This is a genomic window from Frischella perrara (assembly GCF_000807275.1).
GTDB lineage: Bacteria > Pseudomonadota > Gammaproteobacteria > Enterobacterales > Orbaceae > Frischella > Frischella perrara.
In genome coordinates, this window is the sequence record NZ_CP009056.1 from 1,585,411 (window position 1) to 1,610,330 (window position 24,920).

Annotated in this window: 28 protein-coding genes, 1 tRNA gene and 1 pseudogene; 15 read left to right on the top strand and 15 right to left on the bottom strand. The window is 33.8% G+C overall.

Going from position 1 to position 24,920, the window contains the following annotated elements; genetic code table 11:
* The gene (locus tag FPB0191_RS06920; RefSeq protein WP_039104921.1) at nucleotides 1–693 is read left to right on the top strand and encodes an ABC transporter permease subunit; all 693 of its coding nucleotides are present in this window, start codon (nucleotides 1–3) and stop codon (nucleotides 691–693) included.
* A gap of 2 nt (nucleotides 694–695) precedes the next feature.
* Nucleotides 696–1,421, top strand: coding sequence for an amino acid ABC transporter ATP-binding protein (locus FPB0191_RS06925; protein WP_039104923.1), 726 nt, complete (start codon nucleotides 696–698; stop codon nucleotides 1,419–1,421).
* 93 nt (nucleotides 1,422–1,514) lie between these two features.
* Here the strand turns inward: FPB0191_RS06925 and recD are convergent, their stop codons facing one another.
* The 8 genes from recD to FPB0191_RS06965 form a co-directional block, all read right to left on the bottom strand.
* Nucleotides 1,515–3,443, bottom strand: coding sequence for an exodeoxyribonuclease V subunit alpha (gene recD, locus FPB0191_RS06930; protein ID WP_052236846.1), 1,929 nt, complete (start codon nucleotides 3,441–3,443; stop codon nucleotides 1,515–1,517).
* Between the two features lie 41 nt (nucleotides 3,444–3,484).
* A complete protein-coding gene (gene nagK / locus FPB0191_RS06935) occupies nucleotides 3,485–4,411 on the bottom strand; it encodes an N-acetylglucosamine kinase (RefSeq protein WP_039104924.1) in 927 nt (308 codons plus the stop codon).
* Nucleotides 4,412–4,647: 236 nt separating this feature from the next.
* Nucleotides 4,648–5,274: a protein-L-isoaspartate(D-aspartate) O-methyltransferase gene (locus FPB0191_RS06940; RefSeq protein ID WP_039104925.1), complete on the bottom strand. Its 627-nt coding sequence runs from the start codon at nucleotides 5,272–5,274 to the stop codon at nucleotides 4,648–4,650.
* 23 nt (nucleotides 5,275–5,297) lie between these two features.
* Nucleotides 5,298–6,323: a tRNA pseudouridine(13) synthase TruD gene (gene truD, locus FPB0191_RS06945; RefSeq protein WP_039104927.1), complete on the bottom strand. Its 1,026-nt coding sequence runs from the start codon at nucleotides 6,321–6,323 to the stop codon at nucleotides 5,298–5,300.
* Nucleotides 6,324–6,338: 15 nt separating this feature from the next.
* Nucleotides 6,339–6,818, bottom strand: a complete 480-nt coding sequence (ispF, locus tag FPB0191_RS06950; RefSeq protein WP_039104928.1) for a 2-C-methyl-D-erythritol 2,4-cyclodiphosphate synthase — start codon at nucleotides 6,816–6,818, stop codon at nucleotides 6,339–6,341.
* A gap of 32 nt (nucleotides 6,819–6,850) precedes the next feature.
* Complete coding sequence (gene ispD / locus FPB0191_RS06955) at nucleotides 6,851–7,576, bottom strand: 2-C-methyl-D-erythritol 4-phosphate cytidylyltransferase (RefSeq protein WP_211305601.1); 726 nt, start codon at nucleotides 7,574–7,576, stop codon at nucleotides 6,851–6,853.
* On the bottom strand, nucleotides 7,573–7,869 hold the full coding sequence (gene ftsB / locus FPB0191_RS06960; RefSeq protein WP_039104930.1) for a cell division protein FtsB: 297 nt from the start codon (nucleotides 7,867–7,869) through the stop codon (nucleotides 7,573–7,575). The genes ispD and ftsB overlap by 4 nt, the downstream gene beginning before the upstream one ends.
* A gap of 10 nt (nucleotides 7,870–7,879) precedes the next feature.
* Nucleotides 7,880–8,209 (bottom strand): TusE/DsrC/DsvC family sulfur relay protein, encoded by a 330-nt coding sequence (locus FPB0191_RS06965; RefSeq protein WP_039104931.1) that lies wholly within the window; start codon nucleotides 8,207–8,209, stop codon nucleotides 7,880–7,882.
* A gap of 179 nt (nucleotides 8,210–8,388) precedes the next feature.
* Here FPB0191_RS06965 and FPB0191_RS06970 point away from each other — a divergent pair.
* A tRNA-Ser gene (locus tag FPB0191_RS06970) sits at nucleotides 8,389–8,476 on the top strand.
* Nucleotides 8,477–8,812: 336 nt separating this feature from the next.
* Here the strand turns inward: FPB0191_RS06970 and FPB0191_RS12000 are convergent.
* From FPB0191_RS12000 to FPB0191_RS06980, 4 genes are all read right to left on the bottom strand, one after another.
* A complete protein-coding gene (locus FPB0191_RS12000; protein ID WP_082018270.1) occupies nucleotides 8,813–9,010 on the bottom strand; it encodes a DUF3987 domain-containing protein in 198 nt (65 codons plus the stop codon).
* A 152-nt stretch (nucleotides 9,011–9,162) separates the two neighbouring features.
* Nucleotides 9,163–9,357 (bottom strand): DinB/UmuC family translesion DNA polymerase, encoded by a 195-nt coding sequence (locus FPB0191_RS12590; RefSeq protein ID WP_419185262.1) that lies wholly within the window; start codon nucleotides 9,355–9,357, stop codon nucleotides 9,163–9,165.
* Nucleotides 9,358–9,387: 30 nt separating this feature from the next.
* The gene (locus FPB0191_RS11735) at nucleotides 9,388–9,975 is read right to left on the bottom strand and encodes a Y-family DNA polymerase (protein WP_272866974.1); all 588 of its coding nucleotides are present in this window, start codon (nucleotides 9,973–9,975) and stop codon (nucleotides 9,388–9,390) included.
* 142 nt (nucleotides 9,976–10,117) lie between these two features.
* Nucleotides 10,118–10,306, bottom strand: a complete 189-nt coding sequence (locus FPB0191_RS06980; protein WP_162485165.1) for an acyl carrier protein — start codon at nucleotides 10,304–10,306, stop codon at nucleotides 10,118–10,120.
* Nucleotides 10,307–10,407: 101 nt separating this feature from the next.
* Here FPB0191_RS06980 and FPB0191_RS06985 point away from each other — a divergent pair, with 101 nt between their 5' ends.
* A complete protein-coding gene (locus tag FPB0191_RS06985) occupies nucleotides 10,408–10,641 on the top strand; it encodes a hypothetical protein (RefSeq protein WP_039104934.1) in 234 nt (77 codons plus the stop codon).
* A gap of 657 nt (nucleotides 10,642–11,298) precedes the next feature.
* On the opposite strand, the gene FPB0191_RS06990 is transcribed toward FPB0191_RS06985, so the two are convergent.
* Nucleotides 11,299–12,366, bottom strand: a complete 1,068-nt coding sequence (locus FPB0191_RS06990) for a flavin-containing monooxygenase (protein ID WP_039104936.1) — start codon at nucleotides 12,364–12,366, stop codon at nucleotides 11,299–11,301.
* Between the two features lie 281 nt (nucleotides 12,367–12,647).
* Here FPB0191_RS06990 and FPB0191_RS06995 point away from each other — a divergent pair, with 281 nt between their 5' ends.
* From FPB0191_RS06995 to FPB0191_RS07035, 9 genes are all read left to right on the top strand, one after another.
* Nucleotides 12,648–13,850 carry a LuxE/PaaK family acyltransferase gene (locus FPB0191_RS06995; protein WP_202965326.1) on the top strand — a complete coding sequence of 401 codons (1,203 nt, stop codon included), beginning with the start codon at nucleotides 12,648–12,650 and terminating at the stop codon, nucleotides 13,848–13,850.
* A gap of 12 nt (nucleotides 13,851–13,862) precedes the next feature.
* Complete coding sequence (locus FPB0191_RS07000) at nucleotides 13,863–14,222, top strand: iron-sulfur cluster assembly scaffold protein (RefSeq protein ID WP_039104937.1); 360 nt, start codon at nucleotides 13,863–13,865, stop codon at nucleotides 14,220–14,222.
* Nucleotides 14,222–15,406: a cysteine desulfurase family protein gene (locus FPB0191_RS07005; protein WP_039104938.1), complete on the top strand. Its 1,185-nt coding sequence runs from the start codon at nucleotides 14,222–14,224 to the stop codon at nucleotides 15,404–15,406. Before FPB0191_RS07000 ends, FPB0191_RS07005 begins: the two co-directional genes overlap by 1 nt.
* A gap of 39 nt (nucleotides 15,407–15,445) precedes the next feature.
* Nucleotides 15,446–15,685: an acyl carrier protein gene (locus tag FPB0191_RS07010; protein ID WP_039104939.1), complete on the top strand. Its 240-nt coding sequence runs from the start codon at nucleotides 15,446–15,448 to the stop codon at nucleotides 15,683–15,685.
* A gap of 9 nt (nucleotides 15,686–15,694) precedes the next feature.
* The gene (locus FPB0191_RS07015; protein ID WP_039104940.1) at nucleotides 15,695–16,951 is read left to right on the top strand and encodes a beta-ketoacyl-[acyl-carrier-protein] synthase family protein; all 1,257 of its coding nucleotides are present in this window, start codon (nucleotides 15,695–15,697) and stop codon (nucleotides 16,949–16,951) included.
* Complete coding sequence (locus tag FPB0191_RS11740) at nucleotides 16,951–17,751, top strand: MaoC/PaaZ C-terminal domain-containing protein (RefSeq protein WP_052236848.1); 801 nt, start codon at nucleotides 16,951–16,953, stop codon at nucleotides 17,749–17,751. The genes FPB0191_RS07015 and FPB0191_RS11740 overlap by 1 nt, the downstream gene beginning before the upstream one ends.
* 21 nt (nucleotides 17,752–17,772) lie before the next feature.
* A complete protein-coding gene (locus tag FPB0191_RS07025) occupies nucleotides 17,773–18,510 on the top strand; it encodes an SDR family NAD(P)-dependent oxidoreductase (protein WP_039104941.1) in 738 nt (245 codons plus the stop codon).
* A 69-nt stretch (nucleotides 18,511–18,579) separates the two neighbouring features.
* Nucleotides 18,580–19,755 (top strand): HlyD/EmrA/EmrK family protein, encoded by a 1,176-nt coding sequence (locus tag FPB0191_RS07030; protein WP_039104943.1) that lies wholly within the window; start codon nucleotides 18,580–18,582, stop codon nucleotides 19,753–19,755.
* Between the two features lie 8 nt (nucleotides 19,756–19,763).
* The gene (locus FPB0191_RS07035; RefSeq protein ID WP_039104945.1) at nucleotides 19,764–21,293 is read left to right on the top strand and encodes a DHA2 family efflux MFS transporter permease subunit; all 1,530 of its coding nucleotides are present in this window, start codon (nucleotides 19,764–19,766) and stop codon (nucleotides 21,291–21,293) included.
* 4 nt (nucleotides 21,294–21,297) lie between these two features.
* Here the strand turns inward: FPB0191_RS07035 and FPB0191_RS07040 are convergent, their stop codons facing one another.
* On the bottom strand, nucleotides 21,298–22,011 hold the full coding sequence (locus tag FPB0191_RS07040) for a 4'-phosphopantetheinyl transferase family protein (protein WP_039104946.1): 714 nt from the start codon (nucleotides 22,009–22,011) through the stop codon (nucleotides 21,298–21,300).
* 125 nt (nucleotides 22,012–22,136) lie between these two features.
* Between FPB0191_RS07040 and FPB0191_RS07045 the strand changes: the two genes are divergently transcribed.
* The gene (locus FPB0191_RS07045; protein WP_052236850.1) at nucleotides 22,137–22,979 is read left to right on the top strand and encodes a helix-turn-helix domain-containing protein; all 843 of its coding nucleotides are present in this window, start codon (nucleotides 22,137–22,139) and stop codon (nucleotides 22,977–22,979) included.
* A gap of 28 nt (nucleotides 22,980–23,007) precedes the next feature.
* Here FPB0191_RS07045 and FPB0191_RS12595 read toward each other — a convergent pair.
* Nucleotides 23,008–23,535: pseudogene (locus FPB0191_RS12595) on the bottom strand (KilA-N domain-containing protein); the annotation flags it as partial.
* A gap of 853 nt (nucleotides 23,536–24,388) precedes the next feature.
* On the opposite strand from FPB0191_RS12595, the gene FPB0191_RS07055 reads away from it, so the two are divergent.
* Nucleotides 24,389–24,868: a hypothetical protein gene (locus FPB0191_RS07055; RefSeq protein WP_039104947.1), complete on the top strand. Its 480-nt coding sequence runs from the start codon at nucleotides 24,389–24,391 to the stop codon at nucleotides 24,866–24,868.
* The last annotated feature ends 52 nt before the right edge of the window (nucleotides 24,869–24,920 follow it).

A 24,920-nucleotide genomic window follows, 5' to 3' on the forward strand; every position in this document is an offset into this window, starting at 1 on the left:
ATGCAATTATTTGAATGGATTGCAAATATTCCAACACTTATTATGGATCATTATGAAATATTGTTAAGTGGTTTATGGTTAACGATAAAGATTACTTTTACTGCAGTAGTGGTAGGGATTGTTTGGGGAACTGTATTAGCTTTAATGCGTTTATCCAACATTAAGATATTAAATATTATTGCGCAAATTTATGTCAACTTATTCCGCTCAATACCATTATTATTAGTATTGTTATGGTTCTATTTGGCATTGCCTCAAGCGATTAAATACCTATTTAATTTACCGCCTTATGCGGATGTACGAATAGCTTCTGCTATGATCGCTTTTGCCTTATTTGAAGCAGCTTATTATTCAGAAATCATCAGGGCTGGTATTAATGCTGTTAGTAAAGGCCAATATCATGCAGCTTTTGCTTTAGGTATGACTAAAAAGCAAACTATGAGTCTAATTATTTTGCCACAAGCATTTAAAGCGATGATTCCACTATTATTAACACAAGGTATAATCTTGTTCCAAGATACATCATTGGTCTATGTAATGAGTCTAATTGATTTATTTGGTGCAAGTGTTACTCATATTGGAATGTCTCAAGGTGGTACAGCAAAATATTCAATGATCATCTTTGCTGCTGTTTGTTATTTTATTATTTGTTTTAGCGCATCGCGTTTAGTGAGTTATTTGAAGAAGGACTAAAAATGATTACCTTAAAAAATATATCCAAATGGTATGGTCGATTTCAAGTTTTAAAAGATTGTACAACACAAGTAAATAAAGGTGAGGTTGTCGTTGTTTGTGGTCCATCTGGTTCAGGTAAATCAACGCTGATCAAAACAGTTAATGGACTTGAGCCTGTACAAAAAGGACAAATTTTTATAGGCGATACTGAAATCACCAGTAGAGCGACTAACTTAGCTCGTTTACGCTCAAAAGTTGGTATGGTGTTCCAACATTTTGAATTGTTCCCACACCTAACAATTCTAAAAAATCTAACTTTAGCTCAGATCAAAGTCTTAGGTCGTACCGAAGCTGAAGCCAAAGAAAAGGCACTTGCTTTACTTGAACGAGTCGGGTTATCTGCACATGCCAATAAATATCCTGGCCAACTTTCAGGTGGTCAACAACAACGTGTTGCGATTGCTCGTGCATTATGTATGGATCCTGTTGTTATGTTATTTGATGAACCAACTTCAGCTCTAGATCCTGAAATGGTGAATGAAGTATTAGATGTTATGGTCGAATTGGCTTACGAAGGTATGACAATGATGGTAGTTACTCACGAAATGGGTTTTGCGCGTAAAGTAGCTCATCGTGTTATTTTTATGGATAAAGGTGAAATTATCGAAGATACTTCAAAAGAACAATTCTTCAATAATCCACAAACTGATCGTGCTAAAGACTTTTTAGCTAAGATTATCCATTAATTCTAATTACCTCTAATAAATAAAAGTGGATCATAATGATCCACTTATTATTAAACCAAATACTTATACCCTTAATTTCAATACTATAAAGAACTATTCAGCCACCTTGTTGAGGTTTGCTGTTATATTTTCTAATTCGTATAATAATCCACTTTGACGTTGAGTTTTACTCAGTACAGTCCGAGATAGGATCTGATTATCGGCAAAAATAGCCACATTCTTTTTCGCACGTGTTACGGCTGTATATAATAGTGATCGTGTTAATAATGGTGAATATTCTGTAGGCAAAATAATACTGATATGATCGAACTCTGAACCTTGAGATTTATGTATTGTCATAGCATAAGCTGTTTCATGTTCTGGTAAACGATAAGGAGCAAATCCCTTAATTTCCCCACTCGGTAAAGAAAAATAAACTCTTAATTTATCTTTATTATGGGGATCAGGCAATGTAATACCAATATCACCATTAAACAAACCTAATGAGAAACTATTACGTAATATCATGATGGGTCTTCCAACATACCAAGCTTGATTTTTATTGCGATGAATAATATTTTGTTTTTCTAATTCTTGTTCAATAATTTTATTTAAACCTGAAACACCATATCGCCCTTCCCTTAAAGCACAAAGTAAGCGAAATTCGGCAAAACAAGTTAATATATGTTGGATTTTTGTTGGGTATTTTAAAATCTGCAATAAATAATGACTATAATAGGACACTGTATGCTGAATCGCTTTGATATAATGATTCTCATCAACTAACGGATTTAGAACAATATCATGATGTTTATTCTGTTTAAATAATAGTTCTATCGCTTCATTTTGTCCTTCTTTGATGTAATTAGCTAAAACACCAATACCAGAATTTAGATTAAAACGATAACTCTTCTGTAATAAACATACGCAATCAGCAAAGTTTGCTTGATGCTGCGTATTGGATTCTAAACGATATTGGCAAATTTCATAAATTGTATCAATGTGATTTTGACTGTATCCCTGTTCCATCATTTGACATAGATCTGCAAAAACTGCCCCGGCTTCAACTGAAGAAAGTTGTTCCTTATCACCTAATAAGATAAGTCGACAATGCTCTGGTAATGCATTAATAATCTTAGCCATCATAGATAAATCGACCATTGAAGCTTCATCAATTAACAGAAGATCAATATTTAATAAGTTATGCTCATTATAGAGATATTGATTACTATTTGGACGAGCACCTAACAAACGGTGAAGTGTAATGGCTTCTGTTGGTAAACTTGATTTAATAGGATCAGCAATAGTCAAGCTTGATAATGCCGAACTTAAAGACTCGGTTAATCTAGCAGCGGCTTTTCCTGTCGGTGCAGTTGCTACAATACGTAAATTTGTTAAAGTATTTTCATGATTAATCGTAAGTAAAGCAGTGAGTAATTTACTGATCGTTGTTGTTTTACCTGTACCCGGTCCTCCCGATATAATAGCTATTTTGTGAGTTAATGCTGAAACAACTGCTACCTTTTGCCAATCAATCTCAACGCTATTTGTACTTGGAAAAAGCGTATCTATTAACGAACAAACGCTAGTTTTATCCTCGAAATGATATGAATGTTGATTCAAAGCAAAATACTGTGCAACTCGTTTTTCATATAGCCACATTCGTTGAAAATAGAGTCGATTGGAACATAATATTAGGGGCGTTAAGTTTTGACCATCGCTAATAATATCATGACTAATTTCCGCACATAATTTTAACCAATCCGTTAATTTCGGTTTATCTAAATCGGTGAATATAGAATCTGATAATTCCCGACCAATGCGATAGTCAAATTGTTTTTTAGTTAATTGTGTCAAATCAATGCACACATGACCAGACCTAACTTCGAGACTTAGCCAAGCTAGAAGAAAGGCAAACCGACGATTGGCCTGTGGATCGTTTATATTTGCTTTCTGATGTAGAAAATTGGCAAGATAGAAATCTAATGCAGTAATAATCCCATTAGATTTCAAAAGCTCTAATAAATCGTTTCCGGTCATCATCTAATAAACAATTCACATTTTAAGATCGGTTAATATAAAACTTACTCGCATTTAAGTTCTCTACCATAACAAAGCAATGCTGCGCCTCGAGCTCCACCTGCATCACCATATTTGGCTTTCTCAATTCTTGGTACTGTCATACGCGGTAAAAGATATTTAGGTAAACGTTTAGGCACCTCATGATAAATCAGATCAAAATTGGATAATCCTCCACCGATAACAATAATCTCTGGATTGGTTACCATCATGATGTTAGCTAAATAAGCAGCTAATAATTCAAGATAACGATCAACATGCGCTAATGCATCATTATCACCATTATAATAATGTTCTAGAATAGTTTTAGCAGATAATTGTTTATGATAAAAATGATGATATAACCATTCAAAGCCTGTTCCAGATAGATATCTTTCACAGCATCCCTCTAGTCCACAACCACATTTCACCAAAGGAATGTCATAACCTAAAATCTTTAACATATTAATAGATAAACCAACATGCCCTATTTCTCCGCCACAACCATCAGCACCATTAACCAATTGATGATTAATGACTAAACCGCCTCCTAATCCCGTTCCTAATATTACACCAAGAACATTCTTATAATGCTTAAATGCTTTATAATAGGCTTCTGATAAGGCAAAACAATTGGCATCATTATTCACTGATATCGGTCGGTGAATTGCTTGCTCTAAATCATTTATTAATGGCATATTTTTAACTGCATCAATATTAGTTGTATAAACAGTTTTATCTTTTTCATTAATTATGCCGGGAATGCCAATACCGATTTGACCTTTAACGGCAAAACGATCATCCGCTTCATTTACTAATGAAACTAAGCATGCCAAAAAAGACTGATAGCTGTCTGTAGGCGTGTCAACTCGTTTACTCCAAACTTGTTTTAGTTCATCATCAAAAACCGCTAGTTCAATTTTAGTACCGCCAATATCAAATCCATAAAGCATTATAAATTATCCTTTTTTGAAAATAATTATTAGCTGATTAGTATAAACCTATCTCTATTCAAAGTGTATTTTTTGAATGGTAAAATATGTCATTACTCACATAAAAGGTTGATTAGTGGTATTAATACAACAAAGACCCTAAATAATTTAAGTCACTAAGATTAATAAATTCTGATAAACTTGCCATAATCCTAGCTATAAACACGATTATGGCATCTATTTGATTTCAAAAATGATTATAATAACTCGCCTTTAACTAATGGTACAAAGTTAACCGTCTCAATAATTGTAATGGTGAATTGATTTTGTCTTCTTTCAATGACCTGCAGAGATTGTTGTTGATCGCCTATCGGTATCACTAAACGTCCTTTATCGGCTAATTGGTGCATTAAATCCTGAGGAATTTCGTATGCTGCTGCTGTTACAATAATACCATCAAATGGTGCACGCTCTGGCCAACCTAACCATCCATCACCATGCCTCGTTGAAACATTGTGAATATCAAGTCGTTTTAATCTTCGTTTGGTATTCCACTGAAGACTCTTAATACGCTCAATAGAACAAACGTGATCAACCAAATGCGCTAATACTGCTGTTTGATAACCTGAACCTGTCCCGATTTCAAGTACTTTCGAAGACGGTTTTAAAGATAGCAACTCTGTCATTTTAGCAACAATATACGGCTGAGATATAGTTTGCCCTGCACCTATAGGTAAGGAACGATTATCATAAGCTTGATGAGAAAGTGCTTCATCAACAAATCGTTCTCGTGGAACTGAGGCAATCGCTCTTAATACCGCTTCATCCTGAATTCCAAGATGCTTAAGCTGTCCAATTAATGATTGCATTTTTAGGGTAAACATAACATCAATTCCTTGTCATAAAATCACACTATTAATTCTCGTATAATGCTGGTGCCAAAACATCCAGCAGGTAACCAAAAATTAATTAAGATGGTTGCTTGATCTTGCCATTGCCAAGTCAAATTTTTCGGTCGGAGAATTATTGCTCGTCGAGCTGTCTCAATTCGTTCTTTTTTGAATAAATTCAGAAAGGATGACCAATGATGATTAATACAAGATGTTTCAAATAGTAGCGCATCTTCCATGGTATTTAGTTGGTTATCACCAACCATTGGAGCTGTAATATTTAACTCACCGAGATTCATTCTTGATTGTAAAACATCTAATTCTTTAGCTTCTGCAACAAACCAACTTCCGCGTTCAGCAAGTTGTAATACATCACCATTAAGAACTGTATTAAAAATTCCCTTTGCAATGCGTTGGCTAACGATATCATTGAATATCGCACTGCGTGCAGCCGATAAATAAAAACTGCGTTTTTTACGATCCTTGATATTAATTTCTCCATTAGCCCACAGCATTGCTTGCGTCAAATTATGTTCATCACGACCAAAACGTTGTTCACCAAAATAATTAGGAACACCGGAATGCTGAATTAATTGCAATCTAGCTTCAAGGGCACTGGCATCACTGATATCTCTAAGCCGTAAAGAGAAAAAATTACCTTTTAGTCCACCAATTCGTAATTTTTTATTGTGCCGAGTCACTGATAATACTTCGCAACCCGCTAATTTAAATTGTGAGAAATCAGGAGTTAGTTTACCTGGAATATGCAGTCCGAAGAATTGAGTTGTTATCGCATTACGATCTTTTAATCCTGCATATCCAACTAGTTTTGTGGAAATGTTAGCAAATTTAGCTAACTGTTCAGCAACAAACAACGTATTACAATCTTCCTTACGAATTTCAACAAATACATGTTCACCTTCGTTAGTCAGTTCATATCCTAAATCTTCTTTAACAATAAAATCTTGATTATATTGTTTATAAATACCAGTAACTTTTGGTTTACCATTTAAATAGCTAAGGTCTTGTAATTTATTTACCATAATACACTTTGTTTATCACTGATTGACTTTCTTTAATAATACTACTGCTTCACAAGCAATGCCTTCTTTTCTGCCTGTAAAACCTAACTGCTCCGTAGTCGTGGCTTTTACACTTACTTGATCAAAATGCACATTTAAGTCCTCTGCAATGTTAACCCGCATTTGTGGGATGTGCGGTTTCATTTTTGGTTCTTGGGCTATGATTGTGCTATCAACATTGACTAGTTGATATCCTTTAGATCTTACAATATCAAATGCTTTCTTTAATAAAATTCTACTATCAATATTTTTATATTGAGCATCGGTATCAGGAAAAAGCTGACCTATATCACCTAATGCCAATGCACCAAGTAAAGCATCAGTAATAGCATGCAATACCACATCACCATCAGAATGAGCAATAAAACCATATTCATAGGGAATTTTAACACCACCAAGGGTTATTGGACCTTCCCCACCAAATTTATGAACATCAAAACCGTGACCAATTCTCATCTAACTCTCTCATATAATATTAAATTTCTCAATTACTCTTGATAATAACCTTGCTCTTTTAAAAAAAATGCAGCTAAAGCAAGATCTTCCTGACGGGTAATTTTGATATTATCACGCCTGCATTCTATTAATTTTGGAAATTTACCAGCTAACTCCATAGCTGAAGCCTCATCAGTTATCGTTAAACCGAGAGTTATTGCTCTAGATAAATTATCTCTTAATTCCTGTACTTTAAACATTTGTGGGGTTGCTGCCGCCCATAACAAACTTCGATCGCAAGTTTCTGCTATATAATTGTTTTTATCGATTGATGATCTTTTTATGGTATCAGTGACTTTGGTCGCCAAAATACCACCATTTTGTTCATCAATAAGCACTTGATTAACTAACTTATTGATATCACTATGCAAAATGCAAGGACGAGCTGCATCATGTACCAATACCCAATCATGGTTATCTAAGAGTTTTAATCCTGCAAGAACAGAGTCTGAACGATTTTCGCCACCATACGTAATATGGATCTTTTTATGATTAGATACAGATAAATTCTGAAAATAACTATCATTAGGATGGAGCACTACTATGATTTTTTCAATCAAAGGAAAAGTAAGTAATTTATCCAAGGTGTATTCTAAAACTGTTAATGAACCGAGTTTAATATACTGTTTAGCTATAGGGCTATTCATTCGGGTACCAATTCCTGCTGCAGGTACAATAGCCATTAATTTTGTTTTTTCTAAATTTTTAATCATACTCATTTCGGTGATACTGATTCTGTTACTATGCGATAGAAGTGTTCATTAGGCTTAATCATACCAAGATGACTCCTTGCACGCTCTTCAATCGCTTCCGATCCTTGATAAAGATCAGCTATTTCGGCAAACATTTGCTCATTACGCATTTTTAATTGATTATTTTCATATGTTAGCTTAGCAACAATATCTCGGTTTTGAAGATAATCTGAAACATTGTTCTGACCAAACCAAAGCGCATATTGTAAATAACATAATATAACTAATAATAGAGCGGGTAGTCGCCATTTTAACAACATGATAATACCTTTAGATACATTTAACTGGTTTTGGTAATCCTGCTAATTTGGTTGCTTGTTTTGCAGGACCTTCCGGAAAAAGCTTATATAAATAACGACTATTACCTTTTTCAACACCAAGTTTCTTTTCCATCGCTTTAACTAATGCTCTTATAGCCGGCGATGTTTTATATTCTAAATAAAACTCTCTAACAAAATGAACGACTTCTAAATGCGCATCAGTTAACGATATTCCTTCTGATTTTGCAATGATATTAATTAACTCTGGGCTCCAATCCTGCCAATTTTTCAAATACCCTGCTTCATCGGTAGCAATAACTTTACCATTTAACTCTAACATAATGCCTCAATAACAATAAAATTATCATTATTATACAGAATTTAAAGCCCTTGAGCATCGTTAGCTAATAAAAATGGATATTTTTTAGCATATTTGATGAAAATTAAACCAAACGATAAAAAAATTAAAATTAGCTATTTACAAATGATCAAGTCTACTTTAATATTCACAGCCATTGCGGAAGTGTGGCTGAGCGGTTGAAAGCACCGGTCTTGAAAACCGGCGAGGGGCGACCCTCCCAGAGTTCGAATCTCTGCGCTTCCGCCATCTTCTTTAAATATTATCTAAAAATCAAAAAGTTGAAATAGAATTTTTTTCAGCATGCTATCTAATATACCACTTTAGTTAAATAATCTTAGAATCTTAAATAAGTTCTCATCTGCCAATATTTTAAGTCAATACGCACTAACTTATGGCCAAAACGGCTAAATTAGCCGAATTAGCAAAAAAATAATGAAATTTTTTTAAATTTAAAACACTAATTAAAAAAATATGAACTATTTAAAATAGTTCGTATTATATGAATAGACTTTAATGATTTAATTCTATTGTTAGGCTCTTCTAAAAGTGATTTATTGTATTTCTTTTGATATACTTTCTGTTCTATTCTCCATTATTTAGTTCGCTATCATAATGAGACCTCATTTTTTTATTTTTATCATTAATTTCGTCATTTATTTCCACCAGTGCTTTTCTTAACGAATTATCTACTGTGCTCTTTCTTTCACCAGATTCAGCAATAGTTAAAATAAATAAGCTGGTTGGAGTTACCAATTTTGAATTAATCTGTATATCAAGCATTCCTTGAATAGTTGACTATAATAAAGACAAATTGACGCAAAAATGATTGGTCTTGAGGCTTGAGTAATCAATTCTACTTCCGCTACAAGATTATCGATACTTAAATGACTTTTTTGATTATGATCTTGATCCATTGAGTTCTCCCCGATTACTTATAATTTCTCGTATTGATGATACTGCATCACATCTTCACGAAACCGATTAGTTTTTAAAAAGATCAGTACCGCACTGGCAACCGAGTTTTGGCGCCTAAGTTTTTCAGCCTCTTGATTAACGTGTACGCGAATCGCTTCTTGCAAATCGTATAATTTACCAGTTAACTGACCTAAGCTATGAGAAGTTATGATATTTTGCTTAGGTGTGGATAAATCATCTAATTAGATACAAGCTGTTCCTCGTAGTTCCAACACTGTATGCTCAAGCACCACCGAAAACTGTTGCTGTTGCTTGATTTGTTTCACATTCGCTTGACGTAAATCCCATGCAGTCTGGATGCCTAACGATTGCAGCTTCTCAGCAATACGTAGTCCAACGCCCCACACGTTACCCACAGGAAACTGCTTTAATGCATCAATTAATAGAGACTCATCGTCTGATAAATAACAAACGCCTCGATAATCTATTTTCTTTTTAGCTATATGGTTAGAAACTTTTGCTAAAGTTCGAGTTGAAGCAATACCAATACTAACGGGTATGCCGGTATCGCTTTTAACAACATGTCTGATTTGTTGGCAATGCGAAGTGACATCAACAAATCCATCTAATGCAATAAATGCTTCATCAATAGAATAAGGCTCTATATCCGCGGTGTACGCTCTCACCGTATCAAAAACACGCTGACTCATATCACCATATAGTTCATAATTAGAGCTTAATAAGGTCACTTGCTTAAGAATAACGAGGGAAATCTGATAAGTAGGTATTCCCATCAGAACAAGTGACTTTAACACATTGGAACGAGCAATGACACAGCCGTCATTACATTATAGTCCAGCCAATTCCTGATCTAGTTTTGATTCAAATTCTTTTTTTATTGCCATCGTATGAAAATGCATTTTAATTTCCTCTTATAGGGTGCTTAATAGGTAAGTTCTATTATTTGCCAAATTAATTAGCGATACTTGCAACATTATTAAAGAAAGATATATCAAGATCTTCCAAGGGAATTGGTTTTCCTGTTTGTTCTTCTAAGAAGACTATTAAAGCCATGATATTCATACTATCAACAAGTCCAGAATCAATTAAATCCGTATCTAGAGCAATACTACCTTTCTTCGATTCAGTTGCTTCTTCCAAAAAAATCAATAATCTTATTTCCTAGTCCCATAATAATTTCTCCTTTTGTTTGTGGATCGCCTTTAAGTATTCTTGATGCGAATAAAGGCGCTGTCTGCCCAATGAAAAAGGCAAAAGGGTTTATTGGAAAGGTGAAAAATTGGCTCACATTCGGCTTGGAGAGACATCATTGTCATGGGCACTTGCTGGCAAAAGCGAAGTTAGTGATGCTGGCTAACTTATTGCTATCTCTTGATATTAATAAGTTTCACATCACAAGATCTGAAAAAGATAAGAGACCCACTAATTTTAGGCATCCTACACCTTACAAAATAGAACCCAAAAAAGTTAGTTAAACAGTGAGTGATATGTTGCTCTAGTCGGTTTGTCGAATGGTTTATCATTGAGGGAGAGTAAAGAAAATGAAAAAATTATTGAAAATAGGTAAGATAGACTTGTTGGAAAATATAGAAAGCACATTAAAATTGAGCTGGAATAGTTGGCTCCAGAAGGTTTGTATCTGGATAAGTGTGCAACTCTGTCAGTGGATATTTTTCTCCCTCCATAACAGTTATGATTTTGTCAATGGAGCATGATAAACAACAGATAAAAGCTAAAATTGCTGTTTTGTTTACTGAGATAGAACCAGCATATTGTTGTCCTATGATTTCATAGTGAACATCATGGTATATGTGATATGCAAGTGATTATTGATATGGCGACAGGCGCGGTATTTATTTAGCTTGTTAATTAGTAGTCTCGGAATTTATATTAAGTAATGTAGCGAGTGTAAGTTCTCTAGGATAGTAAAACATCTGTTTGATTCAATTGAACGGAGCTAGAAGTAGCAGAGAAAATCGAATCATTCTCTGCAATCGGTGTAGTTTTACTGTTCTAGACCTTGTTTATTCCATTTATCAATTAAATCAGCTCATTTTTGCTTCATAACGTGGTGGTGTTCTGTATATTTCACACGATTATGAGTATCCCTGACTTTGTTGCAGATATATAAATCACTTGTTTTTTAAAGCCATTTCAACAAAATTAGCTACTCGTTGAGCATCTTTGACACATCCATAAATTAGTTCTGATGCACGACAACTTAACCATTTTCTTCCAACAATAAATAAGTCGGGATAAGGAGTCTTACCTCCAACATCATGTCCAACTTGACAAATAAACCCGTCTGAATTGGAAGAATCAGGAATAGTCAACCAATCTGTATCTTCTTTATATCCTAGGCTCCAAATAACAATATGTGGTTCACAGTTTTCGCCACGATCGGAAATTAACTTTTTACCATCTACGCTAGTAAATTTAGAGTAAAGCCTAACTCCTTTTTTCTTCAGAATTTTATTGGTAATATTGTTACAAGGTATAAAATTTCGTTTCCTAAGCCAACGACCTATAATGTTTCGAGAGTCAGAATTTAAAATAGTCATTTTTTTAAATAAAACTAATGTGTTTATTCCAAACAGTTCCTGAGGAGTAAATGGACGAGGAGAGCCACAAAACAAAGTTACATTATGTGTTTCAGCTAACTCTTTAGCAGCTTGGCGGCCACTAGCACCATCACCAATTATTGCAATATTTTTTGAAGACAGTTGTTTTGGATTTTGATACTGATCTATTGTCATCTGCTGTATCTCTGCTGGAATATCTCTGGAAATATCAAGAACATTAACTTTCTGATTTGCCCCTGTTGCATTGACCAAACACTTTGCTTGAAAAGTTTCTCCATCTTGGGTTTTTATAGAATAAATTTTATCATTATATTCTACAGAATATACATTTTTATTTAGTAATACATGTAAGTTGTTATGTTGAGCGTAAGACTCTAAGTAATCAGCCACTTCATGCTTATCTGGATACCCTTTTTGATCACCAGCCATAATTAAACCTGGTAGCTGATCCATTGCTCTTGGTGTAAACAACCGCATACTATCTGGTCGTCTACGCCAGACGTCTCCTATACGTTCATCTCTTTCTAATATAAGAACAGTGATATTTTTTTTAGTCAGAAATGATGCTAAACACAGTCCAGCTTGTCCAGCACCAATGATTACACAGTCGTAAGTCATGGATTTTATCCTCTAATTTGATATATGTTGGGTGAGCATATATCAATTCAAAGGTTATTTAATTGAATAAACTAGCTATATTAGATCTCTCATTCTTTTTTTTTAAATGAAAATAATTGTAAAGAATAAATAACTATTTGAAATATAGAGAGTTAAATAAATCAATGATTTTTTCATAAAATGAAGTCAGCTTATTTGTTCAAGACAATATTACTCACTCATTTATACAATGCCGTTAACTTTTCACAATCTAATAACAAAACAAGAGATGGAGTAATATAATGAAAATGGAAAATAATATTGTTAAATTATATAAAGATATACAACAACAGGGGTTTGACCCATTAAAACTTTTGATTGCTGATGTTGATAAATTATATAGATTATCAACATCAGAACAAAAAGAGTTAAAGCTATGTTTAATTAAGGACACAGTTGCACATCATTTTGAAAATAATCCCTATTATAAAAAACTTTGTGAAGAGCAGGGTTTTGTCCCTTCTGATATTAAAGTTTTCGATGACTTAACCAAAATTCCATTGATTCCGGTTTCGGTGTTTAAATCTGGAGATAATTATAAGTTATTGAGTAAACCACTTCAGGAAATTGAGCACGAAATGCGTTCGACAGGTACAAGTGGCATCCCAAGTGTTTATCGACGCTGCCATCAAACTATGACTAACACTGCTTTCGCCGTTGTTTCTAATTATCGCTCAATGTTTCAAATATCAACAGGAGCGGGTCTTTTCTTGTGCCCATCTCCAGAAGATGTGCCTGAAATGGCTATGGTGAAAATCTTCAACTTTTTAGCTGGTTTATTAGATACAACTTATTACGCATTAGGTGAGAATTATAAGTTTAATGCTGAAGAATCAATAGAAAAATTAAATAGTTGGCAAGATAAGTTTTCTCGACACATCATTGGACCGCCATTTTTGATCAATCGCTTTATCACTTATCTAAAAAATAACAATATTAAATTAAAACTCGATAGCCAGAGCTTAGTCATCATGATGGGTGGATGGAAACGATTCACCGGAGAAATGATATCTAGAGATCAGCTCAATCAGGAGATTGAAACTTGGCTAGGTATTCCTCGTTCCAATGTTCGTGATATGTATGGCATGGTTGAAGCTAATTTTATGGCTATTGAGGATGAATTTAACCATAAGCATGTACCTCCGTACATCCACTTTTCAGTCAGAGATCCTAATGACTTGTCAAAAGAATTACCTGATGGAGAAACAGGACAACTTGCTATTTTAGATCCTCTTTCTCTTTCTGCACCAGTTATGATTCAGACGGAAGACTTAGTTTTTATTCGTAAGGATGAGACTAAATCTTGGCGAAATTCTCAACGTATTGAATTTGTAAGTCGTACTCCTGCTGCAAAAGAGTTTGGTTGTTGTGCTGTCACTCTGGAAAGAAACATGGCTAGTAATGAAGCTTGTGAGGGAAATAGCAAGTCATGCTGTCAAAAATAATATGAGGTAAACATGTTTAATCAAATCATTGTGGATAATTTTTGCAATCCAAAATATCAAGGAAATATGACAGCCCCAGAGATTGTACTAGCACTTTCTAACCCGGTATGCGGAGATAAGGTTGATATATTTATTAACTACAATAAAGAAGAAGATAAATTTGTGCAGGCGCGATTTCAAGCATGGGGATGCACAACATCGCTCGCTATGTCCAACATTTTTTGCAAATATATTGAAAATAACCCTGTATCTGAAATTAGGACAATTTCAAACGATGACATTCGACAACTATTAGGAAAACTTGAACCATCACAGCAACATTGTACTGATATGTTAATCAGTTTGTTTAGTCAACTAAAGGAAAAGATTTAATGGACTTATATTTTGATAACAATGCAACAACGCCCTTAAGTGATGCAGTGAAAAAAGCAATGATCGATGCGATGAGCTATTATGCAAATCCTTCCAGTCCATATCAACTCAGTAGAATTCCGCGAGAAATTGTCGAAAATGCGCATAAACAATGCGCAGATTTACTTGGTACACAACCAAATAATATTGTAATAACATCAGGAGGAACAGAGAGTAATAATCTTGCCATAAAAAGTATTTTATCACTCTATGCAGAATGTGATTGGAAATCCATTCATGTGATTAGTACGAGTATAGAGCACCCTTCAATTCTTGAGATTTTGTACTTTTTTGAAAAAAAAGGCTTACAGTTGACATTATTATCCCCCTCTAGTGAGGGGATAATTGATGTTGCTGATATTGAAGCCAAAATTCAACCTAATACAAAGTTAATTTCAATGATGGCTATTAATAATGAGACCGGCGCTATTCAAGATTATGCAAGAGTAGCCCGCCTTGCTTATGAAAAAGGTATTTTTTTTCATATCGATGCCGTTCAAGCTGTTGGGAAAATTAAAATAGAACTGAATAAATTACCGGGTGTATCAACATTATCCTTTTCTGGACACAAATTCAATGGACCTAAAGGTATCGGAGGATTATTTGTTGCAGAAAATATATCCTTAACCCCTTTACTACATGGAGGCGGTCAAGAGAAAGGATTACGTAGTGGAACGGAAAATACTATCGGATTAGCTGGTTTAGCAATAGCAGCCCAAGAGGCAAATAGCCAGCTAATTTCAAGGTATCAACATTATTTGCAATTGCGAAACCGGCTTTTAGAAAAATTAAGTTTACTATCTGTTCAATATGATGTTAATGGCAGTAAAAATCCTGAATATCAGGCAGCTTGGACAATAAATCTAAGTTTTAAAAATATCCGCGCCGAATCTTTGGCTAGCAGATTGAATTTGCTCCATGGTATATCTTTATCCTTAGGCTCTGCTTGTAGCAATAATAAGGAGTCACATCGTTCTTACGTCCTTTTGTCAATGGGATTATCTAATGAACAAATTGATGGTGCTGTTCGCATTAGTTTGGGTAATAAAACAACCATTGATGAAATAGATATATTAGCAAACGCCATTCATTTGGAAATTTCTCATCTGCTTTCGTTATCAGGAAGAGCAACTGAAACTTATTAATTTAATTGAAAAAAGGAAAACTAAAAAAGGAAAACTATTATGGAGTTATTTGATTTTATTGTGGAACAAGTCACTGAATTAACAGACATTGATGCTGAATTAATCACAAGAGATACACTGTTATCGGAGCTAGACTTGGTTAGCCTGGATTATGTTTCAATTGAAGTGGCTTTAAAGAAAAAATATGGTTTATCTATAAATATGGCGGAATTGGCGCAAAAACAAATTAGTTCAGTTGGTGGTTTTATTGACTATTTATCTCGATCTTTAGAATCTTAAGGAACAAACATGGAACACGAAAATTCTAGACAACGTGTGGTCGTTACCGGGTATGGGGCGGTTACCTCATTAGGCCAAAACGTAGAAGAGATTTGGAAAGCTATAATGGATTATAAGATTGGATACTCTAGATATGAATATAGCGATGATTCTATCACTGCAAAATTTTTTGGTAAGATTCCATTCGAATTGAATTTATCTCCATTTTCCAAACGAATTTTGAAAAACACGCCTCGTTTTGGTCGTTTAGGGCTAATAGCTGCTGATGAAGCGTTAAAGATGGCTTTTGGAGACGACTTAAGTGAGCTAGATAAGCACTACCCTCCTTTTTCTCGAGGAGTCATCTTTGGAACAGGTTGGGGAGGGGCCGATGCCTTAGCTCAAAATAGCCTGTCTTATAATACAGAGGGTTTTGCGTCACCATTGACTAATATTTTATCTATGAACAATGTTGGCTCTGCAATAATGTCCATGAATTGGAATTTAAGAGGTTATCAGAATACGCCTGTTTCAGCATGTGCGACCGGAGGGATTGCCATTGGTGATGCTGTCGAGATAATCAGAAGTGGGCGAGCAGAAATGATGATAGCCGGTGGTGGAGAAAGTCTAAATAGTGATCTAAATATATGGAGTATTGATATTCTAAATGCTTTAAGCAAAGAGCAAGAAAATGTAGAAACTGCCTGTTGTCCATTTGATAGGAATCGTAATGGTTTTGTTTTATCAGAAGGCGCGGCGGTTCTTTGCTTGGAAAAATATGAAACAGCATTAACAAGGGGAGCAACAATTCTTGCTGAAGTTACAGGATATGGTAATTGTTCAGATGCCTACGATGTAACAACCCCAGCTCCTGATTGTGGTGGTAGATATCATGCTGTTAAATATGCTTTAAAGCAAGCTGATATTGAGTTAGTTGATTATGTAAATGCACATGGAACTTCAACACAATTGAATGACTTCAATGAAACGGAGATGTTGAAGATGGTATTTGGTGATTCCGTGTATTCATTACCGATATCAAGTACAAAATCCTATACTGGTCATCTTATTGCTGCCGCTGGAGCTTTAGAGTCAATTTTAAGTATAAAATCTATTGAAACTAATATCATTCCTGCGACCATTCATTTAAATAATCCTGATCCAGGCTGTAATTTAGATTATGTTCCAAATAAGCATCGTCAGGTAGAGAATATTCAATCCGTTTTAAATGTGAATTATGGATTTGGCGGCTCAAATAGTGCATTGATTTTTGAAAGGTATAAATAATGAGATTGAATTTTGACAAAAAGTCCATACAGGAATGGGCTGATTTTTCTGGTGATTTCAATCCAATCCATTTTGATGAGCTCAAAGCCAGACAAATTGGCCTTGATAATCTTGCTGTGCATGGTATGTTAGCCATGCTACCGTTGAAACAGTATACTGCCGACTCATTTTTGAAAGAACAATTAGGAGGATATGCTTGGCGTTCCTCCTTACGTTATCCTTTAGATATTGATAAAGAATATCAACTTTCATTAAGAAATTCGGATAGTAAGGTTTCATTTACTTTACACGATCAAGACCAATCAAAAAAATATTTTATTGGTTCGATTCAAAAAAATTCTTTTGATGAAGAAATGCGGCGGTTTAATTTTTCAGACACTGAAAAATTTCATATTTCTTCACAATTTATAAAACAAAAATACCAAGAATTTAAAGCAACTTTCCCACATATCTCTCTTTTGTGGATATACATTGACGCGCTTATTTTTTCTATTTTTATATCCAAACATGCAACTGAGTTATGTGTTCGGAAATTCAAAAATTTTATGGGCGATCAAGAACAATTTATTGGCGATAATGTTTTATTTTTACATACTAATCATCAGGTTAATGTCAGTTCTCATATGAGCCAATTAAACATTGAAAAGGTACCTGAAACAATAAATTATAGCGTGATGATAAATGATACAACATATCATGAAAACTCACTATTAATTAGCGTTGTTATGCCTGTTTGGGTTACAGGTGAAATATCGATAATTATAACAATGAGTATTATGGGAATAAAAGCTTACAGTTAAATGAAAATAGAGAGGTTAAATATGGAAAATAAATGGATTTTTGTTTCAGGTGGTTCACGAGGTATTGGAGCTGAAATTGTGTCAGAACTGGCTAGAAATGGATTTAGTATTGTATTCACTTATAGAAATAGCAAAGAGGAAGCACTTAAGTTATGTGATTCTTTGACTTCACAAGGTATGCAATGCAGAGCTTATCAATGCGATGTCTCTATAGCAAAAGAAGTTGATCAAGTCGTAAAAGAATGTATTTCATTATTCGGTGCTCCTTACGCAGTAATTAATAATGCAGGAATTGTAAAAGACAACTTGTTTATAAACATTGAAGAAAAGACATGGTTAGATTTAATGAATAATAATGTTTTATCTAGCTATTTAGTCAATAAAGCTTTTTTGCCTCATATGATTAGTCAAGGAGATGGTTGTATTCTCTTTATTAGTTCAGTAACTGCATTTAAAGGTAATACAGGGCAAGTAAATTATGCTGCGTCAAAAGCTGCAATGATTGGCATGACTCATTCATTGGCTGTTGAATTAGGTCGTTTTAATATTCGGGTCAATTCAATAGCTCCAGGTCTTATCGAAACGGATATGAGTAAAAATTTGTCGAGTATTGCATACAAAAATATGATCAAAAAAATTCCTTTAGGTCGTATAGGTTCAACCAAGGAAGTGGCTATGTCTGTGAATTTTTTACTCGGTTCTGGGGGTAATTATATTACGGGTCAAACTCTAGTTATTGATGGTGGAATGTCTGCTTAATGAAACAGCATTTTGTGATGCTGTTCATAGAAGCAATGATTAAAATGAAAGATGTAAATGGAGTGTAGAATGAAAAACAACACCGATGGCCGACAATTCAATGGTTTAACACGATATAAAAAATTGATTATTTTATCTGTTATTTTCCTAGTTTCAGGGATAGGATACTTCATTTTTTGGTTCATGTTTTCTCGGTTTACACAATCTACAGATAATGCGTATGTTATGGGAAATCAAATTCCAATTCATACTCAAATAAGCGGAGGAATCTCCTCCATTTACGTTGATGATAATGACTTTGTGAGAAAAAAAGATGTTATCGCTCAATTAGAATCAATTGATGCTGAAAATAATTTTATTTATGCAAAAAATGAATTAGCCAAGGTAATAAGAGAAACTCAACAGATCAAACTGACAACTGAAAAATTGTTAGCAAGTATTCGATTAAAGCAAGCGACATTAGATAAATTAGAAAAAGATTTAGCTCGGAGAGAAGGCCTTTGGTCTCGTAAGGCTATTTCAAAAGAAGAAATAGAGCATGCTAGGCAAGATGTATTAATTGCGTTAAATGACTTAAATATTTCCAAGCAAGAGTTAGAAATTAATAATGCCCTATTAATGCAGAATTCATTATTAGAACAGCCAAAAATTCAGCAAGCTATTTCTAAACTAAAGGAAGCTTGGCTTAACTTAAAACGAGTAACAATTGTTTCCCCTGTCACTGGATATGTTTCAAGGCGCCAAGTCCAAATTGGAGCACAAGTTAATAGAGGAGAACGATTATTAGTTATTGTTCCTTTGGATCAAGTTTGGGTAGAAGCTAACTTTAAAGAAGTTCAACTAAAACACATTCGATTAGGACAAAAAGTTAAGTTAACTAGTGATTATTATGGAGATGATATTAAATTCGACGGGGTGATTACAGGAATTGCTATGGGAACGGGAAGTGCATTTTCGTTATTACCAGCACAAAATGCAACAGGAAATTGGATTAAAGTAATTCAGCGTTTACCTGTTCGTATTGAATTGAATAAAGAGCAAATTAAGGAATATCCATTACGGGTGGGGTTATCTATGTATGTAACAGTGGATACCAGTGATGTAAGTGGAAAATTACTTACTGATATTTCACCTCAAGAAATTAAATATCAAACAGATGTACTTGCTTATGACTTAGATGAATTCAAGCAACTAGTACAAGAAATTATGCAAAATAACTTAATTTTAGAGAGTAATATTCAGTGAATCATAAAATGTCACCATTACATCTATCAGGTGCAAAATTAATCGGGCTTATTGTTGCATTGGCAACAGTAGCCTTCTTACAAATTTTAGATTTAACAATTGCCAATGTAGCACTTTCTACTATTTCTGGAAACCTAGGAATATCAACTAGCCAAGCAACATGGGTAATTACATCATTTGCCGTATCCAATGCCATTTCAATTCCTATATCTGGATGGCTAGCTAAGTACTTTGGGGAAGTTAAGTTATTTTTGTATTCAATTTTGTTGTTTGTTTTAGCTTCTTGGTCATGTGGTGTCTCCAACAGCCTTGAAATGTTAATTATTTCACGGGTACTACAAGGTGCGGTTTCTGGACCAATTATTCCTCTTTCTCAAAGCTTATTATTAGCTAACTCTCCAAATTCCAAAAAAAATATGTCTTTAGCAATATGGTCGATGACTATTATTATTGCTCCCGTCTGTGGACCTATTTTTGGTGGATGGATAAGTGACAATTTATTTTGGGGCTGGATTTTTTTACTAAATGTGCCAATTGGTCTAATAGCTTGGATAAGTATTAAAATATTATTAAAAGGACGAGAAACAGAAATAAGTAAATCTCGAATAGATACTATCGGGCTTGCTTTATTAATATTTGGTGTTGGTAGTTTACAGCTTATTTTAGATAGAGGGAAAGAACTGGATTGGTTTAATTCATCTGAAATTATTATTTTATCTGTGATAGCGTTAGTAACACTTTCTTTTTTTGTTCTTTGGGAAATGACATCGAATCATCCTATCGTTGATCTATCTTTATTTAGATCAAGAAATTTTACAGTAGGGACGATTTGCATAAGTTTGGCATTTTTGCTACATATAGGGACATTAGTTATGCAACCACAGCTATTACAACGAGTTTTTGGTTATACTGCAACATGGGCAGGATTAGCATTGTCTCCCATCGGTTTAGTTCCTATCGTTCTTGCTCCAATAGTCGGCCGTTTTGTTCCTTATTTAGATATGAGGAAGCTTGTGACTTTTGGTTTCATTGTTTTTGCTGTGTGCTTTTTTTGGAGAGCTTACTCGTTTGAGCCTAATATGGATTTTTCGAGTTCTGCATGGCCCCAATTCTATCAAGGATTTGCGATAGCTTGCTTTGTTATGCCTTTGAATATAATAATTTTAACTGATATACCTTCTCACAAGTTAGCGGCAGCAGGAAGTTTATTTAATTTTTTTAGAACATTATCTACTTCCATTGGTACTTCTTTAACAAATTCATTATGGGAACATCGTGAGGCAATTCATCACAGCCAACTAACTGATCTAATGAATCAAAATATACAAACGCTAGAATACACATATCAGCAGTTTCAGTTGCAAGGTTTTTCCGAAACTCAAGCTTCGGCAAAGCTCGCACAAAATATTACTAATCAGGGGCTGGTAATCGCAACCAACGAAATTTTTTGGCTATATGGAATTATTTTTATACTATTAATCATAGTTGTTTGGTTTGCAAAATCAACCATTACATCAAAGAATGAAATAGAAAAATAGTTGGTTAGATAAGTACGTAAGTCATAACAAGATTATAATATTTTGAAAAATAAAAATGAACTTCAAAAACTTTATTGATCGGATTACCTACATGTAATGTACATGTTTTTTTTTCTTTGTTTATACCTATGCAAAATATATCTTCATATGAAAGTGTAATACCAATTGAGCTAAATGCCTTATATAAACTCTCTTGGGCTGAAAATACTAAAGTAATGTAATGTGTTATGTCCATTATCATGTCACTGGGAGTAGAGCATTTTAGGATCGTTTCACTTAAATCAATTGCTTTTTGAGTGGACATTATTTTTTCTATATCAACTCCTATGCTTTGAACCTCATTTGAGAGTTTTATTGTAACCGCAGTTACAAAATTATTAGAGTGAGATATTGAACCAGCTATGTTTTTAGGCCATGAAACGGCTCCGTTGGAACTTTTTAGTCTCCAGTAATATTCTCCATCACGCAATAAGTTTTCTAATGCCGTAGCAGAACACACTCTACCAGCTAAGAACTCTATTTTTCTTCTTATTGGAAAGTATTGAATATCTTTTTTTAATTTTAATGGTAAATCATCAAAATTATTAATATTAAAATTATCTACTGAAAAATGGCAAAAAGATTGTGAAACATTTTGAGATCCTATAATAAAGTTTTTGGTGATAGGTTTAAAATAGCCAAAAATGCGTTTGTACTGTTCTTGATTAATTTTATACATGATATGTGTTATCCTTTTTAGTTAGTTTAAGTTAATCGAATTACGTATATATGTATAGTCTTTACATATGGTTTATGTTACTGTTTTTAATGACAAGGATGTTTATTTAGCAAGGATAAAATATCATGTTAGACAATGATTTGTTAGTTAAAGTGCACCGACAAAATTTATCTACATTGCTTTTTATATACAATATCACGACGGATTGGCATCGTCACCCTTCTCTTCAATTGACAATATCATTGCACAATATGTCTTTTGAGCTAGAAACACCAGATGAAAAAAAAGATGTGTTTGGTTTTATTATTCAATCAAATGTTCCCCATAAACTGAGCGCACCAGATGTCTGTTGTATTAATTTGCTTATTGACCCAGAAGATCCCTATTATCACTTATTATCGCATTTTACTGAAACTAATCCTGTTTATTTTCTTACTTACAAAGAAGCATTAAAAATTGCCAGTTATTTTATGAAATCTGTTACTATTAGCCAACCATTTGAGCTGTATCACGTCTATAAGATATTATGTGAATCAAAGCCTAATTGTTTATGTAAGTCAGATCCTAATTGTTCATGTGATCAAGATAACCGCATTAATAAAGCAGTCTCTATTATTTCATCATTACCCATAAAGCGAATTTCATCGAGGGAAATCGCCGAAAAAATACACCTTTCTGAAAGTCGCTTTCTTCATCTTTTTCGTTCTAAGTTGGGTATTAATTTCAGGGGTTATCTATTATGGAAAAGATTACAGGATGTAATTGATCTACTCGACTCATCTACAACACTGACAAAATTAGCCAGTGATATGGGATTTTCTGATTCGGCTCATTTTAGCAGAACATGTTTATCTAGTTTGGGGCTGAGACCATCACAACTGAAACGAGCTTTAATAATTGATAATAATGACATTATGTGTGGAAAACATTACTGTTTGTACAGCGTATTTCAGGCATTACATACCTAAAATACACTGTATTATCGTTTATATACTACTAACTGAATATAAGATTCTTCGTTTCAGAAATATTGACCAAAGATTGCATTTGATTAATCGTAATACCATTGAGTTGTATCAAGCGTCCGCAAGCACTTATACCTTGATGAATTAAGACTGAGTTAATACTTTCCAGATTAGATAAAACGACTAATTGCTCTAATGTAGCAACATCACGTATGTTTCCTTTTTGATCAGGATTGGCTTGTCGCCATTGTGCTGCTGTCGTACCAAACAAAGCCATATTCAGTAAGTCTGCTTCACTGGCATATACTTTCCCTGTCTGTGCATTTTGTTAATTGTATCGGAATCAAGTGTTCTTTAATGGCATCTGTATGTATGCGGTAGTTGACCTTTGCCAAAGTACGTTGGAAATTCCATTCCAGTGACATTGCTTTGGCTTCTTCATCTTTAAGTCTTTGAAATTATTTAATTAGATAAAGCTTGAATTCAGGGCTCAGCCATGAGCCGAACTCAAAAACAATATCTTTATGGGCATAAGTGCACCGTAACGACCTGCCTTGGATTGTTGCTGCTTTCCGCAGTAAACACATTAAATCAAATAAAAATTCGCTTTATTGGGCATTCATCTAAATCATATCAGGTGCATGTCCCACTTTACCATTCGGTTCCCCCATGATATCAGACTCTTGATTAACATCAATAAGCGTCATTAATTTACGATATTATTTAATAACGAAAACAATTTAAAGCCCTCTATATGCCCACCTTTAGAATAGTTCAATAACCAATATTGTGTGAATCACTATTGTAGTGGCAAGTGGAATAATAAAAGAAAAGATAAATAATTTTTAATAAAACACCCACCACTACCTACAGATTACCTTCATTTATTTTAAGCATTTGTATGTTAGGCTAGTTACAAATAACACATTCATAATTAAAACCCATGAAAGGAATGTAAATAAAAATTTCCCTCCGATCTCCACCGAGTTACTTAATACCAACCAAACATATAAAAAAAACAATAACTTATCTTATTCAATTCGTTTATAAAATATTGAATTACCGATCCCATGTTTACGGTATAAATCTTTAACCGATATGCCACTTCTGCTTATTTCAAAATGACCACAATCCGACTTTCTGTCACGCGATTGCTCATCACCAAACTCCTTTGATTTGTTTTAAAAGCAATTCTACGAGAACGCAATTTTATTTAAGGTGAGCTAATTACATCATCTATATGATTATAAAAAAATAATATAAATTAACTTGACAAAATCCTTTTTTTATCACATGAAATTTAAGTTTTTTTATTTACAAGCTATTGTTAATTAATATAATCAAAATATTTAAGTAATGTAATTTAATCATTTCTATATATAAACGCAAATAACTCAATTAAGGAACTTGTTATGCCATTTGTAAATGAATATGTCTCAGACGAAGATGCTCTAAAGTATGATTTAGATAATTTATGGAATAAATACTATTTTACAGGACTGGAAATGCCTGAAGCCTTAACTTACTTTGAGGTCCATAAACATGCTTGGTGTGTGAATAAGGAGCAAGGTTATTGGCTATTTTACTGTGGTTATGTAATGAGCGAAGAAAGTCGGACCGGATATCCTGAGCCAAGTAATAAAGAGGTATTTATACTGCATGTCAATGATCAAAATATTGAATTTATTTTGACTAGAAATAGTTTGGGAGCTACTGACTTATATCCTATACATTATTGTTGGAATATTGTGTCAATGGCTCCGAGTTGTTTACCGAACATGTCTAAGGAGAAGTTGCTTACCATCTTAAAAGAAGCGTTAAAAGTCTATAAAAACAGTGGCATTAGAGATTTGGAAGGAAATGCAGAATCACTCGTTGAGTTTAATTTTTAGAGTTTATTAGACAATAAATATAACAATAGATAATTATAACAAAGGAATAAAA

Excerpts from the sequence above, each read along its gene's own strand:
- FPB0191_RS07040 (WP_039104946.1), bottom strand. The coding sequence starts at position 22,011 with ATGTATAAAATTAATCAAGAACAGTACAAACGCATTTTTGGCTATTTT.
- FPB0191_RS07015 (WP_039104940.1), top strand. The coding sequence starts at position 15,695 with ATGGAACACGAAAATTCTAGACAACGTGTGGTCGTTACCGGGTATGGG.
- FPB0191_RS06995 (WP_202965326.1), top strand. The coding sequence starts at position 12,648 with ATGAAAATGGAAAATAATATTGTTAAATTATATAAAGATATACAACAA.
- FPB0191_RS07035 (WP_039104945.1), top strand. The coding sequence starts at position 19,764 with ATGTCACCATTACATCTATCAGGTGCAAAATTAATCGGGCTTATTGTT.
- nagK (WP_039104924.1), bottom strand. The coding sequence starts at position 4,411 with ATGCTTTATGGATTTGATATTGGCGGTACTAAAATTGAACTAGCGGTT.
- ispF (WP_039104928.1), bottom strand. The coding sequence starts at position 6,818 with ATGAGAATTGGTCACGGTTTTGATGTTCATAAATTTGGTGGGGAAGGT.
- ispD (WP_211305601.1), bottom strand. The coding sequence starts at position 7,576 with ATGAGTATGATTAAAAATTTAGAAAAAACAAAATTAATGGCTATTGTA.
- FPB0191_RS07010 (WP_039104939.1), top strand. The coding sequence starts at position 15,446 with ATGGAGTTATTTGATTTTATTGTGGAACAAGTCACTGAATTAACAGAC.
- FPB0191_RS07030 (WP_039104943.1), top strand. The coding sequence starts at position 18,580 with ATGAAAAACAACACCGATGGCCGACAATTCAATGGTTTAACACGATAT.
- FPB0191_RS06940 (WP_039104925.1), bottom strand. The coding sequence starts at position 5,274 with ATGTTTACCCTAAAAATGCAATCATTAATTGGACAGCTTAAGCATCTT.
- FPB0191_RS06985 (WP_039104934.1), top strand. The coding sequence starts at position 10,408 with ATGAAAAAGGCAAAAGGGTTTATTGGAAAGGTGAAAAATTGGCTCACA.
- ftsB (WP_039104930.1), bottom strand. The coding sequence starts at position 7,869 with ATGTTGTTAAAATGGCGACTACCCGCTCTATTATTAGTTATATTATGT.
- FPB0191_RS06965 (WP_039104931.1), bottom strand. The coding sequence starts at position 8,209 with ATGTTAGAGTTAAATGGTAAAGTTATTGCTACCGATGAAGCAGGGTAT.
- FPB0191_RS07000 (WP_039104937.1), top strand. The coding sequence starts at position 13,863 with ATGTTTAATCAAATCATTGTGGATAATTTTTGCAATCCAAAATATCAA.
- FPB0191_RS06925 (WP_039104923.1), top strand. The coding sequence starts at position 696 with ATGATTACCTTAAAAAATATATCCAAATGGTATGGTCGATTTCAAGTT.
- FPB0191_RS06920 (WP_039104921.1), top strand. The coding sequence starts at position 1 with ATGCAATTATTTGAATGGATTGCAAATATTCCAACACTTATTATGGAT.
- truD (WP_039104927.1), bottom strand. The coding sequence starts at position 6,323 with ATGGTAAATAAATTACAAGACCTTAGCTATTTAAATGGTAAACCAAAA.
- FPB0191_RS06990 (WP_039104936.1), bottom strand. The coding sequence starts at position 12,366 with ATGACTTACGACTGTGTAATCATTGGTGCTGGACAAGCTGGACTGTGT.
- FPB0191_RS07025 (WP_039104941.1), top strand. The coding sequence starts at position 17,773 with ATGGAAAATAAATGGATTTTTGTTTCAGGTGGTTCACGAGGTATTGGA.
- FPB0191_RS11740 (WP_052236848.1), top strand. The coding sequence starts at position 16,951 with ATGAGATTGAATTTTGACAAAAAGTCCATACAGGAATGGGCTGATTTT.
- recD (WP_052236846.1), bottom strand. The coding sequence starts at position 3,443 with ATGATGACCGGAAACGATTTATTAGAGCTTTTGAAATCTAATGGGATT.
- FPB0191_RS07005 (WP_039104938.1), top strand. The coding sequence starts at position 14,222 with ATGGACTTATATTTTGATAACAATGCAACAACGCCCTTAAGTGATGCA.
- FPB0191_RS07055 (WP_039104947.1), top strand. The coding sequence starts at position 24,389 with ATGCCATTTGTAAATGAATATGTCTCAGACGAAGATGCTCTAAAGTAT.
- FPB0191_RS07045 (WP_052236850.1), top strand. The coding sequence starts at position 22,137 with ATGTTAGACAATGATTTGTTAGTTAAAGTGCACCGACAAAATTTATCT.
- FPB0191_RS12000 (WP_082018270.1), bottom strand. The coding sequence starts at position 9,010 with ATGCTTGATATACAGATTAATTCAAAATTGGTAACTCCAACCAGCTTA.